At 57.3% G+C, this 16,991-nt stretch carries 12 protein-coding genes, 1 tRNA gene and 2 pseudogenes; 3 read left to right on the forward strand and 12 right to left on the reverse strand.

Annotated features, from left to right (window positions below; translation table 11 throughout):
• Positions 1–33: 33 nt before the first annotated feature.
• The 4 genes and pseudogenes from CNQ84_RS21110 to CNQ84_RS13105 all read right to left on the reverse strand — a co-directional run bounded on the left by CNQ84_RS21110 (position 34) and on the right by CNQ84_RS13105 (position 3,014).
• Positions 34–897 carry a methyl-accepting chemotaxis protein gene (locus tag CNQ84_RS21110; protein WP_425439969.1) on the reverse strand — a complete coding sequence of 288 codons (864 nt, stop codon included), beginning with the start codon at positions 895–897 and terminating at the stop codon, positions 34–36.
• Positions 892–1,659: pseudogene (locus CNQ84_RS21115) on the reverse strand (MCP four helix bundle domain-containing protein); the annotation flags it as partial. The gene CNQ84_RS21110 and the pseudogene CNQ84_RS21115, both read right to left, overlap by 6 nt.
• A 339-nt stretch (positions 1,660–1,998) precedes the next feature.
• Complete coding sequence (locus CNQ84_RS13100; RefSeq protein ID WP_133065898.1) at positions 1,999–2,421, reverse strand: hypothetical protein; 423 nt, start codon at positions 2,419–2,421, stop codon at positions 1,999–2,001.
• A gap of 236 nt (positions 2,422–2,657) precedes the next feature.
• Positions 2,658–3,014, reverse strand: a complete 357-nt coding sequence (locus tag CNQ84_RS13105) for a hypothetical protein (protein ID WP_096005305.1) — start codon at positions 3,012–3,014, stop codon at positions 2,658–2,660.
• A 154-nt stretch (positions 3,015–3,168) separates the two neighbouring features.
• Here CNQ84_RS13105 and CNQ84_RS13110 point away from each other — a divergent pair, with 154 nt between their 5' ends.
• Positions 3,169–4,122, forward strand: coding sequence for a toll/interleukin-1 receptor domain-containing protein (locus CNQ84_RS13110; RefSeq protein WP_096005343.1), 954 nt, complete (start codon positions 3,169–3,171; stop codon positions 4,120–4,122).
• Between the two features lie 162 nt (positions 4,123–4,284).
• On the opposite strand, the gene CNQ84_RS13115 is transcribed toward CNQ84_RS13110, so the two are convergent.
• The 3 genes from CNQ84_RS13115 to CNQ84_RS13125 form a co-directional block, all read right to left on the reverse strand.
• Positions 4,285–5,778, reverse strand: coding sequence for a VWA domain-containing protein (locus CNQ84_RS13115; protein ID WP_096005306.1), 1,494 nt, complete (start codon positions 5,776–5,778; stop codon positions 4,285–4,287).
• Positions 5,769–7,301, reverse strand: coding sequence for an AAA family ATPase (locus CNQ84_RS13120; protein WP_096005307.1), 1,533 nt, complete (start codon positions 7,299–7,301; stop codon positions 5,769–5,771). The genes CNQ84_RS13115 and CNQ84_RS13120 overlap by 10 nt, the downstream gene beginning before the upstream one ends.
• A gap of 394 nt (positions 7,302–7,695) precedes the next feature.
• A tRNA-Arg gene (locus CNQ84_RS13125) sits at positions 7,696–7,772 on the reverse strand.
• A gap of 248 nt (positions 7,773–8,020) precedes the next feature.
• Here CNQ84_RS13125 and CNQ84_RS13130 point away from each other — a divergent pair.
• The gene (locus CNQ84_RS13130) at positions 8,021–8,440 is read left to right on the forward strand and encodes a c-type cytochrome (protein ID WP_245841398.1); all 420 of its coding nucleotides are present in this window, start codon (positions 8,021–8,023) and stop codon (positions 8,438–8,440) included.
• 94 nt (positions 8,441–8,534) lie between these two features.
• On the opposite strand, the gene rep is transcribed toward CNQ84_RS13130, so the two are convergent.
• A complete protein-coding gene (rep, locus tag CNQ84_RS13135) occupies positions 8,535–10,544 on the reverse strand; it encodes a DNA helicase Rep (RefSeq protein ID WP_096005309.1) in 2,010 nt (669 codons plus the stop codon).
• 239 nt (positions 10,545–10,783) lie between these two features.
• Between rep and CNQ84_RS13140 the strand changes: the two genes are divergently transcribed.
• Complete coding sequence (locus CNQ84_RS13140; protein WP_096005310.1) at positions 10,784–12,547, forward strand: putative bifunctional diguanylate cyclase/phosphodiesterase; 1,764 nt, start codon at positions 10,784–10,786, stop codon at positions 12,545–12,547.
• 138 nt (positions 12,548–12,685) lie between these two features.
• On the opposite strand, the pseudogene CNQ84_RS13145 reads toward CNQ84_RS13140, so the two are convergent.
• The 4 genes and pseudogenes from CNQ84_RS13145 to CNQ84_RS13165 form a co-directional block, all read right to left on the reverse strand.
• Positions 12,686–13,159, reverse strand: a pseudogene (locus tag CNQ84_RS13145) (magnesium chelatase subunit ChlI family protein); the annotation flags it as partial.
• Between the two features lie 719 nt (positions 13,160–13,878).
• A complete protein-coding gene (locus CNQ84_RS13155; protein WP_096005311.1) occupies positions 13,879–14,745 on the reverse strand; it encodes a TIR domain-containing protein in 867 nt (288 codons plus the stop codon).
• A 408-nt stretch (positions 14,746–15,153) separates the two neighbouring features.
• Entirely contained in the window at positions 15,154–16,278 is a 1,125-nt protein-coding gene (locus tag CNQ84_RS13160) for a nickel/cobalt efflux transporter (RefSeq protein WP_096005312.1), read from the reverse strand.
• 10 nt (positions 16,279–16,288) lie between these two features.
• Entirely contained in the window at positions 16,289–16,576 is a 288-nt protein-coding gene (locus CNQ84_RS13165; protein ID WP_096005313.1) for a metal-sensing transcriptional repressor, read from the reverse strand.
• Positions 16,577–16,991: the final 415 nt, after the last annotated feature.

Below are 16,991 nucleotides of genomic sequence, written 5' to 3' on the forward strand. Positions count from 1 at the left end.
GGGTCAGCGCCACAAGCGCCTGATGGGGGCTCTTTACAGGCGGAAGCGGGCAACCAGATCCCGCAGTTGCACGGCCAGTTTCGACAGCTCCTGACTGGCGCTGTTGGTCTGCTCGGCGCCGGCAGCGCTTTGCGTCGACAGGTCACGGATATTGACCAGATTGCGGTCCACTTCCCGCGCTACCTGCACCTGCTCCTCCGATGCACTGGCAATCACCAGGTTGCGCTCGTTGATCGAGCTGACCGCGCGGGTAACGCCCTCCAGCGCCTCGCCGGCGGCCTGTGCCAGACGCAGGGTGGTCGCCGCCATGCTGGTGCTGCCCTGCATGGCCTGCACGGCGTTGCCGGCGCCTTTCTGCACGCTGCCGATCATCTGTTCGATCTCGGTGGTCGACTGCTGGGTACGGTGCGCCAGTGCTCTTACCTCGTCGGCAACCACGGCAAAACCGCGCCCCTGTTCACCGGCGCGCGCGGCCTCGATGGCGGCGTTGAGCGCCAGCAGGTTGGTTTGTTCGGCAACCGCGCGGATGACATCCAGCATCTGGGTGATGCTGTTGACCTCGGCAGCCAGCGATTCAACGTTCTCGGCGGTTTCGGTCAGGTCATTGGTCAGGGCATTGATCGAGGACACCGTCTGGCGCACCTGATCCTGGCCATTGCGCGAGTGTTCATCGGTCTCACGCGACGCGTCGGAGGTGCTCGCGGCGTTGCGGGCAACCTCTTCGACCGCGGCGGTCATTTCGTTGACCGCGGTGGCGGCTTGCTCAAGTTCGTTGTTCTGCTGGCGCAGGCCACGGGCGGAATCTTCGGTGACCGCATTCAGCTCTTCCGAGGCGGACGCCAGTTGCGAGGACGCATTGCTGATGCCTTCAATGGTGTCGCTCAGGCTGTCACGCATGGCGGCCAGCGCCTTGAGCAGCTCGGCGGGTTCGTCGTTGCCCTCGGCCTGCACGCGCTGGGACAGATCACCCGAGGCGATGGTGCGCGCCACCTGCAATGCCTGGTTGATCGGCCCGACAATGCTCCGGGTCAGCATCAGCGCCAGCACAATGGTGGCAATGACCGAGGCAATGGCCAGGGCGAGCACCATCTTCACGCTGTCACCGTACACATCAGACGTCTTACCGGCGGCAGCGGAAGCGCCCTGCTGATTCAGGCGGGTCAGCTCGGCCAGCTTTGCCACCATGTCGTCGGCGTAGCCGTTCAGTTTGCTGGATACGGCGTCTTCAGCGGCCTGCCTGCGCCCTGACTTGACCAGGTCGGTAACGATCTCTTGCTGCGCCATGTAACGGTCACGGGCGGCAACAAACTGGCCGTAGGCTGCGCGCTCCTGCTCGGAAGAGATCAGCGCCTCGTAACGGCCATCCGCCGCGTCCAGCGCTGCCTTGCCTTCCTGCATGCGGGCCAGGGTGTCGTTGATGTCGGCCGTGGACTCCTGGGTCAGCAGGCGCAGGGTCAGGGCGCGCACCCGCGAGGTGGCCAGGCCAATGTCGTTGCTGGCGAGAATGGCCGGCAGCCAGTTCTTGTCGACCTCATCCGAGTAGGAGTGCATGCGCTGCATCTGCAACAACGCAAAGCCGCCCAACGCCACCATGAGCAGAGTCATCAGTGCAAAAAATAGGCTGGCGCGTAGGCCGATGGTGAGGTTTCTGAGTGACATGGAGTCTCCAGGTGGCAGTGGCCTAAAGATAAGGGGCTGTTGCTGTGCTTCGACTGACAATCAAGCAGATGAACGACTTTGGCCAGTCAATCGCCTGGCTCGGTGTGGGCAGCGTTCTCTACTGAGTATATCGGAGGTTTCAGGTATTTCTTGATGGTGCAAAACGAAGGATTTTCTGGGGTAAGAGTAGCCAATAACATGGCCTGATGCCATAAACCTTGGTGCTAAACGCGGCCAGTGGTTGTGCGATGCGTGCTTGTAGGTGAGCGCAAGGTATCGCTGCATAGAGGGCTGCAGAGCTGCAGGTTGAGCCGCGTGATGGCTCCCCCGGCTGAGGCGCTATGCATCAGCGCCGCCCCGTGCCTCAAGGTAGGCCGGGTAGGCCGGGTAGGCCGACACGCGCCAGGCCAGCAACGCTGCCGGAACGGTGATAACCCCGTATATCCAGGAGATGTCGGCGATTGTGCTCTCAAACAGATACAGCTCAACCCCGATAGCAATGGCCTGAATCGTCAGCACAAACAGCAGCAGTGACGCCCATGGCTTCAACCGCAGCAGTGCCGTAACACCGAGCAGAACCGCACCGCCCGGCAGCGCAAGCACCAATGTCACCACAAAGCTGAGCCCGCCAATGAGCAACAACTCCGACCCCACAGAACGCGCCGCCACGGCCACTGCCATGGCGTGAGCCACTGCGGCGAAGCAGGCCGTGATTAGGGTGGCCGGTAGCAGGTGGGCTAGGTGTTGCCGCAATAGGGGCATGGGGTTCTGTCCGTGGTGGGGGGGTGTTGTTTTGAGGCAAGCGTGCATCGGTGGGTGGGCGGGGGAAAGGTTTGGGCGATGGTTGGTGGTTTGGGGGGAGTGCTTGGTTGGGGGCTTGGTAGTTGGCTGGCGGGGGCTGCTTTCGGCCAGGAGCGGACGTCAAGAATCGCCTGCGAAATCAGGGGCGATTCAGCTGCGTGGCAGTAATAAAAAACAATATCTTCGGCGCTGCCGCGTCACCTATATCGAGAGGTTGTTTGGACTTCCTGCAGGCGGAAGTAGCGGCCTCCAGATTTGAGTGCAGGAAAGACGTCGCACGTAGCATAAGCCTGGCTGTAAAAGACGTTTTTCCCCTGAATGTTGAAAATGATAGCTCCTTCTCCGTAACCGGGCTCGTACTTGAGTCCATCAAGCTCACCAGTTTCCCCATGCTCCTCAGCTACCTTGATAACTAGATCGCGTACCGTCTCTATTTCCGCATCTTCTGCTTCAGCGAACACTACGCGCGAATTACTGGAGCTAAAGGCGCCACCTGCCCCCTGCGCTGTTCCGATTCGGTTCAAGCTGACTTCAACGAGGGTTACGATCTCCATACCGTTCTCCTTCTTGATGGTGTGAGGTGGCAGCGGCTTGGCTTCGCTGACCTGAATTTTAGACCTTAGGTACTAGGTGTGTTCATGAAGCTTTGTACTGAGCGCAAAACAGGTCGTAAGATTGGGAAAGCCCTATCACCTCGGAGTGCTCATCTTGCCAAATGTGTTTTTCTCATATTGTCACGCTGACGAGGCGCTGAGAGATCAGCTTGAGAAGCAGCTTGCGATGCTCAGGCGGCAAGGAGTCATCAACACTTGGCATGATCGACGCATCAATGCCGGCCAGGAGATCGATGTTTCCATCGACGCACATATCAATAGTGATGAGATCATCCTGCTGTTGGTCAGTCCCGATTTCATTGCTTCGGATTATTGCTACAACATCGAGATGACGCGGGCTATGGAGCGCCACCAAGCTGGAGATGCGATCGTCATCCCGGTAATTCTGCGTGCATGCGATTGGCACTACGCGCCATTCGGCAAACTCCTTGGTACTCCTCGGGACGGAAAGCCAGTTACGTTGTGGCCTGATAGGGATGAGGCCTTTCTGCAGGTGGCGAAAGAGGTGCGTAAGGCGGCCGAGAAGTTGCGCAGCAACGATATCTGCGTTAGTCCACAAACAAATCGCGCCGACCTGACCGCTCCCCAGCTGGTCGTGCCTAATGTCCCAAGATCCAGCAATCTACGTCTCGCAAAGACCTTTAGTCAGCTGGACAAAGATCGGTTCCAGCTGGACACATTCGAGTATATCGCGCGCTATTTCGAAAACTCGCTGAAAGAACTCCAGGCACGAAACCCCGGTTTCGAAGGGGTTTTTCGTCGAGTCGACGCTAATCGGTTCTCAGCGACCATCTACAAGCATGGTCAAGACGTTGCCAGAGCGACGGTCTTTGTTGAAGGCCAGATGGGAGCGGGGATTTACTACAGTCAAGGCGCCTCGTTCAGTGGTAACTCCTACAACGAGATGCTTACGGTACAGGCAGATGACCAATTTCTCTATTTAACGAGCCTGGGAATGACTTTCCGTAAAGGGCATGACCAGAAACTATCCCAAGAAGGTGCTGCGGAGCTCCTGTGGGAGACTGTCATCGATCCTTTGCAGCGTTGAGTGGGTATCTGCCAGTTATCGGTGGACTGGGGTTCTCGTCAAAAGTCGTCTTAGGCCCCATGCTTCGCCACCGGTAGCGGAGCCGGAAGCTGCCTTTGGCGACCGGCAGCTGTTGAAAGGCTGCTACGGTATAGGAGCAGCTACTAACGCAAGGCTATGGAGTCATCCATTTTTTACCCTGCTGGATAGCTTTTGCTCAAAACCAATCAGCTCATGAATCTGGCTGCTGTGTGGGTCATAGACCCATTCATGATCAAAAAGGCTGGTTAGACGCTGAGTCATAAAGCAATCGCCTACGACCAGGGAATAGAAGCGGTTGCCATGAGTACGCTGCTGCTCAATTTGCTGGCGTAAGTGCTCTGGCAAGCTAGCCATGATGAAGTCTGAAATCATCAACAGGTCTGCTCGTTCATAGGCTTCGCTTTTCATTACACCCAACGCATGATCCAATGCCGGGATCGCATCCGTACCGCCGTGAAAGGACATACCTAGAAACTTTATCAACACCTCCATGCCAAAGTCGTCGCCAAGATCCAGCGTCTCGACGCCGGTGGAAAAATTAATCAAATAGCATGCTCGCTTTTGCTGCCTGGCCTTGCTTGCAATGAAGAGCGCCACGGCTTTGGCAACCGTCTCAGGCATGCCGCTCATAGAGCCGCTGGTGTCGACACAGATCACCATTGGCCCTTGTTTAGCTGGCTCTTCAACGCTACGCAGCTCTTCCTTTTGGTGATGTTGCTGCACGCGCTGAATGCCTTGCATGTCAAAACACATAAGCCGTGACTCGACGTACTTGAGGTCGAAAAGAATGGACGTTTCGGGGTCAGCCAAAAGCGCCAACTCACTCGGCAGCACATGCTCGATATCACGTCCCAAGCGAATGCCGATGATCTCTTCCCGCGAATTGATATCAGGTAACTCGATGTCTTGCGAATAACGCACCTGAGCCCGCTCGATGCGCTCTGACAACTCCAACTGGCGCAGCTTGCCTAGCAAATCACATAGCGACCGAACACCCGGATCATTGGCCAAGTAGGCAGCCCACCGCTTAAAGCGCTCGATCTCTTGTGCAGACAAACTGCCTTTGGACAGGTCAAGGAATATACCTGGGTCCAACCCCAGCATTTCCAACTGCTGTTGAAGCTGTTGAAGTAACTGCAGAAATGCCTCGAGCTCCTCCATGAACTGCCGGCGCAGCATGGATATGCGCTCAAGCTCCCACTCGGCCCGCGCTTTATCTAGCGCTTTTTGCCATTCATCTCGCAAGAGGCGGGCACTTACAGTGCTATCGGCCTGACGTTTTTTCTCACCCTTTTCAGAAGCCGTCGCCGTTGCCAGTTCACGCTGCCAAAAAGACTGATTGTCCGGAAGTTTGGCTGCATGGCAGAGCGCAACATACTCCGCAACAGCTGCTGTCAGTTCTGCACTCGAAACAGGGGGAGACTGGCTCCGGGTTTGCCAGTCCGATAGCTGTTGCTCATGCAACGCAAAAGGAAAATCTGCTTTCAGCTCAGCAGCCGAGGCCGATTGCCATAGCCGAATTCTCTCTGCTACGTGGGCTGCAATCGAATCAGAGCCCCTTAGTAATCGCGGAAATATGTGCTGAACGTTATTGGCAACATCCTTAGCTGCGCTGGACAGTTGATCTAGCAGCATAGCTCTTCTAGCCGCTCGCAGTCCTTGATGCGAAGCTGTAGATCCTCGATTTGTTTCGCTATACCAAAGATTGCTAGATTGACTTTGTCGGTCGGAACAAATGGAGAAGCAAGTCTTGATTTGTAGCTTTTAAATTCAGACTCAACCTGCTTGAGTGCGCCTTGCAACATCTCTCTCATCTCCATGACTGACTGCGAGAGCGAAGAGATAAGGCGTGAATTTATATCTTTCTTTTTGTCGCCTTTGTGGAACAAGACAGAAGGCGTAATATTGATTTTCCTGTATTTTATGCCGCCGCTTTTATACTCAAGCTGGCAGGTGCCCTGTCCATCAAATTTGCAGTATATTTCCTCCTCTTCATTTCCTTTTGCGTCTACTGGATGAAAGAGATCTGCTGACTTTAATTTGTTACTGTGGATATATATATCAAAATCCTCCGAGTGTCGGTAATAGGTGTCCTCGGGAAGAAAGCTTACTTTGTGTTGAAAGAACTCTTTGCCTCTAATAGTAACTGTCTTGTAGATATTTTCCGAATGATAAAGCTCAGAGTGAATCTCCTTGTCGAGCTTATCCTTTTGCCTATCCGCTTCAGCGAGATCTATCCCACTATCAATCCCCGACGCCTTCACTGCATCTGCAACGATATCCCATATAGCCTGGCGATTTTCTTCATGCGTCCACAAGCAATGCTGCAGCAGCAAAGCGTCACTGTGGTTGGTTTCCTTGCGGTCATTAAATAAGGCTGCTGCCTTCATAAGCATCGCGGCACGCTGCCAGCGTCGGTCAGATACATAAACCTTGAGCGTTTCGTATTGCTGCTCCAACTGTTCGCGGATCAAGTGAATGATAGTTAGCGTCTCAGCAGACAGCTTTACCTGATACGATTGCGCCACCCATTCAGCCCATTCGCTGGACTTCACCTGTAGAGCCGAGGGGATCTCGATTTTGTCTACTGTCGGTTTGCTATTAAGTAGCTGATCGAAGTGCTGGGCTTCACGAATGGGCCCCACCATCAGCCTCACAATAAAGCGGTCGTATAAGGCTTCTAGACCTTGATTGTCATCGGGTGTCTCGTTGGATGCAGCAATCAGAGCCTTGAGTGGGGTTTTTTCAATGGCTTCGCCATTACGGAACACACGTTCGTTAATCAAAGTCAGCAAGGTATTCAAAATTGCGGGGCTGGATTTCCAGATTTCATCGAGGAAGGCGAACTCGGCTTTGGGCAGGTAATTATTTGTCTTACGAATATAGTGATCTTCTTTTAGCGCCTTGATGGATACAGGGCCAAATACCTCTTCAGGTGTGCTGAAGCGGTTCATCAGGTACTCGAAATAGGTCGGCTGCTCAAAGGCGCAGGCTATACGGCGAGAAATCAAACTCTTGGCCGTGCCGGGTGGCCCGTACAAAAAAGTATTCTGTCCGCAGAGCGCTCCCAGCAGAGATACTGCAATGATCTCTTCGCGCTCAAACATGTCCTCGCTTACGCTGGCGACCAAGTTCCTTATACGCTTTTGCAAACCCACACTTAGCTCCTTGAATCCATTCGGTTGTTGATGCTGAGACTATCTGGATTTGTGGCGAATGGCCACTTCCTGGCTGCGTTCTTTCTCCAACGGATTTCGGTAACTTGCTTAGCTGCCAACATTCGTAGTCTTTGAATCGCGTTGCGATGTGTCAGGCAGAAGTTTGTATTGGTTATCGGTAGGCCCTACACAGCTGAAGGCGCGCTGTGGCCCTGGCGCGGTCTAAGCGAGACAGGATTGGCTGCGAATCGCTCTGGCGATTCTTGGGGCGTTGCCCCGTCGCTTTGCTCCGCCCAAATCGCGCTGCGATTTGTCGAACGACAGGTCCGAATCGGCCATCCAGCACACCACACAAAGCAAAAGGCCCAGCGGTTGCTGGGCCTTTTGCTTTGTGTGGCGCACCCGACAGGATTCGAACCTGTGACCCCCGCCTTCGGAGGGCGGTACTCTATCCAGCTGAGCTACGGGTGCGTGATGTGGCTGCGCTCAATGCGACCAATGGCCGCAGCCCGTTAGCCAGTGGCTGGAATGGGCTGCGCTGCAGCGCGGCAATGATACGCACTGCGGGCTGTGGCGTCCATGCCTGTGAGGGGATTCGTTGGTCTGCCGCGACCGCTTGGCACTTTGTCGGGTGTGGGTTTATCGGTATACTCGCGCTCATTGTCCGGGCAATGCACTTGGGCGCAAAACATATAGCCATGATGAGGATGCACAAGGTGATGACTTTGAAGAAGATTCTGCTGGCCTCGGCGGCCATGCTGGCGGTGGTTGCCGGTAATGCTTTCGCGGCAACAGCGAACGAAGAGGCCATCGCGGAGCGTCTGAAACCTGTTGGTACCGTTTGCCTGGTTGGCGATCCTTGCGCCGACGAAGTAGCCGGTGGCGGCGGTGCAGCGTCCGGTCCGCGTTCCGGCGCCGATATTGTCGGCAAGTTCTGCTCTGCCTGTCACAGCGCGGGCATTCTGGGCGCACCCAAGGCCGGTGATACCGCTGCCTGGAGCGCGCGCCACGGTGGTGACCTGGACGAGCTGCTGAAAAACGCCATCGCCGGTCTGAACGCCATGCCGCCGAAAGGCACCTGTGCTGACTGCTCCGACGAAGAGCTGATGGCCGCGATCAAGGAAATGTCCGGTCTCTGATCCGACGTTTCGCGCTGTACTAAACGCCCCGCCTTGTGCGGGGCGTTTTGCTTTGTGGCCTTCGGCAGGCGGGTGAACGAAGCGTCAACAGACCCTAGCTGCCTTTGAGCATATCCCGCAGGTTGGACAGCGCGGCCTTGCCGCGGGCCTGTTTCTGTTCCACCGGGGCTTCTTCGCTGCCCTCCCACTCCAGATCCTCCGGCGGGATTTCATCCAGGAAGCGGCTGGGGGCACAGTCGATGACTTCGCCAAACTGGCGACGCTTGGCGGCAAAGGTAAAGGCCAGGGTCTTGCGCGCGCGGGTGATGCCCACGTAGGCGAGGCGGCGTTCTTCTTCGACGCTGTCGGCCTCGATGCTGGAGCGGTGGGGCAGGATCTCCTCTTCCATGCCCATGATGAATACGTGCGGATATTCCAGACCCTTGGAGGCGTGCAGGGTCATCAGCTGGACGCGGTCTGCGTCTTCTTCCTCTTCCTGGCGTTCGAGCATGTCGCGCAGCACCAGCTTGGCAATGGCATCCTCGATATTGCTCTCGCCGCTGTCGTCCTTTTCCAGGATGCTTTTGATCGAGTCGAGCAGGAACCAGACGTTGCCCATGCGCTTGGCAGCGATCTCGTCGTTGGAGCAGTTCTGGCGAATCCAGTTTTCGTAGTCCAGGTCCAGCACCATGCGCCGCAGTGTCTCAATCGGGTCGCCTTCGTAGCACTGCTTGCGGATACCGTCGAGCCAGGTGATGAAACGCTGCAGCTTTTCGGTGTAGCGGGCATCCAGCCGCTCGCCCAGGCCCATTTCGGTGCAGGCCTGGTACATGGTGATCTGGCGTTCGTTGGCGTAGGTGCCGAGTTTTTCCAGCGTGGCCGGGCCTATCTCGCGGCGCGGTACGTTGATCACCCGCAGCAGCGCGTTGTCGTCGTCCTGGTTGACCAGCAGGCGCAGGTAGGACATCAGGTCCTTGACCTCCTGCCGGCTGAAGAAGCTGGTGCCGCCAGACAGGTGATAGGGGATCTGGTGGTGCTGCAGTTTGAGTTCGATCAGCCGCGCCTGGTGGTTGCCGCGGTAAAGGATGGCAAAGTCGCGCCAGGCACGCTTGTGCTGGTGGTGCTGATTCTGGATCTCGACCGCTACGCGCTCGGCCTCGGCCTCTTCATTGCGGCAGCGGATCACGCGTAGCGGCTCGCCGTAACCCAGCTCACTCCACAGTTGCTTCTCGAACACATGCGGGTTGTTGGCGATCAGGGTGTTGGCGGCGCGCAGGATGCGGCTGGTGGAGCGATAGTTCTGCTCCAGCATGACCACCTTCAAGTGCGGGAAGTCTTCCTTGAGCAGCGCCAGGTTTTCCGGGCGGGCGCCGCGCCAGGCGTAGATCGACTGGTCGTCGTCGCCCACCACGGTAAAGCGTGCCTGTGTGCCGACCAGCATTTTGACCAGCAGGTACTGGCTGGCGTTGGTGTCCTGGTATTCGTCTACCAGCATGTAGCGGATGCGAAACTGCCATTTCTCCAGCACGTCGGGGTTGTCGCGAAACAACACCACCGGGATCAGGATCAGGTCGTCAAAGTCCACCGCGTTGTAGGCCTTGAGCGTGCGCTGGTAGTGCATGTAGACGCTGGCGGCGGTCTGCTCCTGCGGGGTCTTGGCCTGGGCCAGTGCTTCATCCGGCAGGATCAGGTCGTTTTTCCAGTTGGAGATTTGCGCCTGAATGCCTTCGATGCCGTCTTCGGCGCCGTAGTCCTTGTGCATCAAATCGGTAATCAGCGCTGTGGCATCCTGTTGATCGAAGATCGAGAAGCCGGGCTTGTAGCCGAGGCGCTGATGTTCCTTGCGGATGATGTTCAGCCCCAGGTTGTGGAAGGTCGAGACGGTCAGGCCGCGGGCGTCCGGGCCGCGCAGCAGTTGGCCGACCCGTTCTTTCATCTCGCGCGCCGCCTTGTTGGTGAAGGTCACGGCGATGATGTGTTGCGCGCGGATGCCGCACTCTTTGACCAGATAGGCAATCTTGCGGGTGATCACGCTGGTCTTGCCGCTGCCGGCCCCGGCCAGAACCAGCAGCGGCCCGCTGATGTACTCGACGGCTTCCTGTTGGCGGGGGTTGAGGCGTGACACGGGGTATCTCCGGAGGCTGAGGGCGGCAAATGGTAGCAGCTTCGGGGTGGCATCGGGTGCCGGCCATCGGCCAGGCTTGGTTATTGGCGCGATATTCGCTATAACTTGCTTCACAAAAGTGCTGTAGATACTTAAATTTTAAAGATTCTTTTATCGGAGACCACTCGCAGTCGACTGAATTTATCCCTGACTTGATGCCAGCCAGGCAAAAGACCCCGGTAAATCAAGCAGATAGCGGCATGAGCCGTGCATGGATACGACTGAGAGCCTTGTTCCACCCCAGGGGAGATCGCCGCTTGAGCGATGACAGTCCAACACAGCGAGTTGTTTTGCTGGATACCGACCACGGTGCCTACGTGCAATTGTGTCGTCGGCTTGCTGTGGTTGGCGCTCTACCGTTCACCCTGGAGCGCGTCGAAGACTGGCATCATCTGCAAACCGGTATCGACCGGGGCGAGGTGCAGGCGGTGCTGGCGCGTTCCGACAGCCTGTCACTGCTGCACGATTGCGGCGTGCCGGTGATTCATCTGGCCAGCGAGCCCGACTTTTCCCGCATCGGTAATGGCCTCAATGACGTCCTCTGGGATCAATCCTCGGCCAGCGAAATCATTCGCTGCTGCCAGTACGCGATGGAGCGTCATCGCCTGCGCGGCGCGCTGGACCGGGCTGCCAGCTACGACCCGCTGACCGGCAGCTGCAATCGGCAGATGCTGCAGGATCGTCTCAAGCAGGGGATGCGCCGGGCGCTGCGCAGCAATCAGCCGCTGGCGGTGTTCTGCGTCGATCTGGATAACTTTCGTCACGTCAACGACAGCCTCGGGCACAGCGCCGGCGACGCCATCATCTGCGAGGTGGTAGACCGGCTGCGCGCGGTGCTGCGCAACACCGATACCATCGGGCGCATGGGCAGCGACGAGTTTGCGCTGGTGATCGAGGACTACACCTCATCCAGCAACCTGTTGCAGATCGCCCAGAAGATCATCAACGAGCTGGCCGAGCCCTTTACCGTCAGCAACGAAGGGCTGCTGATGGGCTGCAGCGTGGGCATCGCGACCTATCCGGAGGGCGGCCAGACCGTCGACAGCCTGTTGCTGCACGCCAACCTGGCGATGCTGCAGGCCAAGGGGCAACGCGGCTGCAGCTTCCACTTCTACGATGAGCGCATCAACCTGCAGGCGCACAGCCTGATCGAGTTTGAGTCTTCCCTGCGTCAGGCGCTGCGGCGCAACGAGTTTGAGCTGCATTACCAGCCGCGGGTAGATCTGGGCACTGGCCGGATTGTCGGCCTCGAGGGGCTGATCCGCTGGCGCCATCCGGAGCGCGGCCTGCTGGGCCCCGGTGAATTTATCCCGCTGGCTGAGGAAACCGGTCTGATCGTGCCGATGGGCTACTGGGTGATTGCCCGCGCCTGTCACGATCTGGCGCGTATGCAAAAGCGCGGCATGCCGCCGGTGCATGTGGCGGTCAACATGTCGTTCCGCCAGTTCCAGGACAGCCGGCTGCTGTCGACCGTGCGCCGCCTGCTGGAACGCACCGGTATCGACCCGCACTGGCTGGAGTTTGAGCTGACTGAAACGGCGGTCATGCAGCAGCCAGAGCAGGTGCTGATGACCATGGACGGCATGACCGGCCTGGGCCTGCGCTTCTCGCTGGATGACTTTGGCACCGGTTTCTCTTCTTTTGTCCACCTGCACAGCCTGCCGATCAATCTGCTGAAAATTGACCGTGGCTTCGTCAAGGCGATCGCCGAACGCTCAGCCGACCGGCAGCTGGTTGGCGCGATGATCGAAATGGGACACAGCCTGGGGCTGGAAGTGGTGGCCGAGGGTGTGGAGCAGCGTGAGCAGCTGGATATCCTGCGCAGTCTGGGCTGCGATCAGGTGCAGGGGTTCTTCATCAGCCCGGCGCTACCCTTTGACGAACTCTGCTACTTCATGGATGCCTATCAGATGGGCCGTGAGGCGTCGCCAAAAGAGAGCGGCGTGGTGCGGCTGCTGTCCTGAGCGGCTTACAGCTCAATGGATACAAGGCGACCACCGGCGCCGCTGGCGCCAGCTCGTCGGCACCGGCGCCGCCCTGTCTGTTTACTCTAGTCGTCTTTCCCGTTATTGCCCGTTTTTTCAGCGCTGTTTGCCGATTATTCACCTCGGCGGCTGGCGGTCCAGCTGCCGATACTGCAATGCCTCCGCCAGGTGCGCGCGCTCAAGGTTCGGGCTGCCTGCCAGGTCGGCCAGGGTGCGCGCCACCTTGAGTACCCGGTGACTGGCCCGTCGCGATAACCCCAAACGCTCTACTGCCTGCTCCAGCCATTGCCCGTCCGCGTCGCTGAGCGCGCAATGCTGCTGAATCCCGGCCAGGTCCAGGTGGGCATTCAGGCATTGCTGGCGCTGCTGCTGGGCGTGCCTTGCCGCGGCTACCTGAGCGGCGGCGGTGGCGGTGTCCGGTTTGCTGCGGCCGGTCTCGCCGGTCAACTTGAAGGGTTCATTGTGCATGGCCAGGTGCAGGTCGATGCGGTCGAGCAGGGGGCCAGAGAGTTTGCCGCGATAGCGTTGTATCTGTTCTGGCGTGCAGCGGCAGCGGCCCGAGGGGTCTCCCTGATAGCCGCAGCAGCACGGGCATCATTTCGGGTATGGACATACCGGTTAACCCGCTGCCTACTTGGGGTTGGCATGCTACGGTATTGTCCATAGGTGAATCCATTAATCATGGACATGAGGACTGGATATGTCCATGCCCTGAATTGGAAAAAGTGTACCTGACTTGGCCAAGCGTTTGTATTCGACTTGACCAGCCATTTGCATCGGATGTGCCCCGCGCACGGGTACGTCTTGACCGGCAGGAGTCGACCAAAAGCGGACGGATCAAACCTGGTCTGAGTTCGCCGACATTTCAGGTCTGTGGCTCTCTAGGAAAGCCGGGGCGATTCAGAGGGGCCAATACCGTTCGGCCGTATAAGCTGGGGAGGGGGAGTCGGACGCGAGGGCGGAGAGAATTCCAACGAGTCTAAGAGCGGGGTGAACTGCTCTGAAAGAAACGTTCTCCGCTCGGAGTACGTTTGGTATTTCCCCTTTATCCAAGTCCAAAAAGTATCAAGGGAGCCATGTTGTCTCACGAATGCTGGGAGTGCTGCGCTCATTGCAGGATCACTCAGCAGTTCACGTCGAAGATGGAGATACTCATTCGGATCCGCAGCATTGCCAGTAGCTCGGGCCACCAAGAGGTTTTGTAGGTAGCTGACCTTGTCGAATGTGCTAACCAGGAATTCTATGGACACGGGGAAGCCTCTTTATCTTACAGAGTGTCATGAGGAAAGACGGATTTAGGCTGAGATTATTCAGCCCATAACCTTGTTCCAGTCGATTGCATAGCCCGCCTGTTTCAACTCGCGTGCCAGTGCGGTTTTCCACTCGCCGGACATCTCTGTCCAAACTACCCCGGCAAAGTCGGTAGGTATTTCCACTTCTCCAGATCTCAGCGCGCAGACCTTGTCACGACCCAGCGCACCCATAAAGTAACCAAGCTCCAGTAGCACATTCTGCCTCACGCGAGGTTCCACCTGGCCGCCCGCTTTGCAGCCAACATCGTCGGGCGTTAGCAGCACCACGGCCATTCCCACATCAGAATTGTGCTCGATTTTCTCAATGATCGTGCGCCCACTATTGGCCTGCTCGTGGAGGATGATCACCTTGAGGCCGAGCTTCTCTAGGAAGCGTGCAACGGTTTCACGGACAGCTTCATCGTGCCCATGGACGAGAAAAACTCGAGAGGAGTCCGCTGATGAACTAGCTTTCGTTGCTGGCGCAAGAAGGCTAGGCCCAAGGTCTTCAAGGTCCGCTTTTAAGGCATTTATCGCTTGGCCTAGCAGCGCTTTCGCCGCTTCTATATTTGTTTTTGTGTGTGCTTTGTAGTTGGGCTCTGGCATTCCAGATACCCAAATCATCTGATGGTAATGCAGCTCCTGCGCCGCTTTATAACGATTGGCTGCGGTAGTGTTTACTCCGAAATAGCGCTCCAACGTATCTTCAATACTGCGCTCTAGAGCCTGGAGTTCGGGAGATGTCCCATTCTTCAATGTGTTGAGATCAAACGCATCAAGATCCGCAATTCTTTGCTCAAGCCGGTCAATTCCTTTCTGCAGCTGATCTGTCGTCAAGTGAACCTTTGGTTGAACAACCGGGGATGGGGGTGACTTCCGAGCCATAGCTACTCCTTGGTATGTGGCTATGTCCGATCATGCCATTACGCGGGGTGGAGCAAAACTGCAAAAGGTCAATAGCCACGATTTTGTTGTCCGTCAGCACGAATTCAAGCGTCTTCGGCGTTGGCATCTCCAAATCGTAGCCCGCATTCAGTGGCAGACTCTGCACCGTTCCGGAAATAGCGCGTGTTAGCTTCTGGCCGGAAGGCGCCTATCGCAACAGGCAGGATCCGGCCAAAAGACCGTGACAGATTAATGGGGCTCGGGACGGCCAGAGCTGCTAGCGCAGCTCCCCATGGCTCTCGGCCAGACTATGGTAACAATCTACGGCCAAACTATGGGTTCATGCACAGTCAGCACGGAGGGCGCGGGGAAAGGTGCAGGTAACGCTGCTTTGAATGAGTGCCGATCTTAGGCGTTCAAGCCTGCCCATCCGTGCCAACCGACGTAAACACCCACGCCAATAATCAGCAAGCTTGAGAGATATGGGGCGCGCCGCGCCACAGCGCCCATCCAAGGCCAGCGATTGGACGCATGGCGTGTTCCGATTGCAGCCGCAACACCGACCGTGACCAGCGTCAACGCCAAACCAATGCTGAAACCGAGGACCAAGACAGCACCTAACGTAACTTCCTTAACCTGCAGACAGAGCAGCAGCACCGTGATTGCAGCGGGGCAGGGAATCAGCCCACCGGTCAGGCCGAACAAAATGACCTGGCCGGTGGTTACGTTACGACTGGCAAAGCGCTGACGAATGTCGTTTGCGTGCGCCCGCTCATGGGCATCCTGATACCCCTCCAGCGATAACTCCAGACCTTCCAACTCGTCATGAGCGTGATCATGCTCGCAAAACGACAGATCGTAGTCATGTGAATGCCCGGCGTGCCCGAGGCTGAGCCGTGCGTCAAAGGCATGAGGTTCGGGAATATCGTCCACCGATTCCAGGTAGCCATCGCGCTCAACAAAGGTGAAGAGCCCAACAGTCCCGTTCTCACGAGTGATCTGCAGTCGCACATCTGCCGCCTTCCACGGGTGTCCGCTGAGCGTTCGCAGACGCCACCGTGGCGGCACCTCTTCTTCAAAAATGGCCAGTTCAATACGCCCATGCCCGGTGTCGATGTGACGGGTTTCAGCGTGCACATGGTCATGTGAATGGTGGTGATCGTCGCCCTGCTCAAAGCGCCACATCTGCTCGCCACGCCAAGTACGCCAGAGCATCCAAAGCGCGATGATGATGATCAGCGCTGCCGAGGCAAGCTGGAAATAGGGCTCAGTGGTTTCAGCGTCAAGGTTCTGCCCCAGATACATGCCGCCAATGGCGACCAGCCAGACCACCACTGTATGCGAAGCCGTCGCCGCCAACCCGAGCAATATGGCCTGACCGACCGTGCCCCGAATCGCCACGATGAACGCCGCCATCATGGTCTTCGAGTGTCCCGGCTCAAGACCGTGTAACGCACCCAGTACGATAGCTGTCGGGACATACAGCCAAGCCTGCGAAGCGCCCTGCTGCAGAAGTTCTGCGAAAGAAGACATGGCTCAGTTCTCAGAGATACTTGGTAATTTGCTTGAACTCTTCCAGCGGTGCCCGCTCACCATTGGTGAGTGCCCCGACGGTATGCTCCAGGCAATGGTCGATATGATCCTGAATTAGCGTGCGCTTGGCCTGGCATACAGCCTTTTCAACGGCGTGCAACTGCTGGGCAATATCCACGCAGGCTCGCTGGTCTTCGATCATGCCGACTATGCTGCGCAGGTGACCCTCAGCACGCTTCAACCTTTTGATGATTTCCGTATGACTTTGGTGCTTATGTTCGCCTTGGAGCTTGCTCATCGCGGAGTCTCATGCAACGATATTGAGACCAGCATCCTATCCCCCTGGGGGGGATGCAGCAACACAAACTTTTCTGATGCTGAGTCTGAGTATCGTCGTCAATGCTGATACATCTCACCGCTTCCCGCTCATTGCCCATTCTGGCGCTTCTGTCGATGCTGCTATGGGCCGGGCATGCGCTGGCAGGCTATACAGACGGTAACGGGCAAGGTGCTCAAGCAACTTACGACAGCCACCCGCACAGCGGCGACGACGACTTAAGCAGCCAAAGCCTGCAACCGGGTGATGACCACCAGCACTCATCGCTGGTCGCAGACCATCTGCATGAAACCCCTCACCTGACAGCTTGGCCGCGAGCGCCCCGCACGCAGGCAGAGGCACCCGCTTTCGGCTATGCCAAGAGGCTGGTCATCAG

This window comes from Pseudomonas abyssi (assembly GCF_002307495.1).
In the GTDB taxonomy this organism is placed as follows: Bacteria; Pseudomonadota; Gammaproteobacteria; order Pseudomonadales; family Pseudomonadaceae; genus Halopseudomonas; species Halopseudomonas abyssi.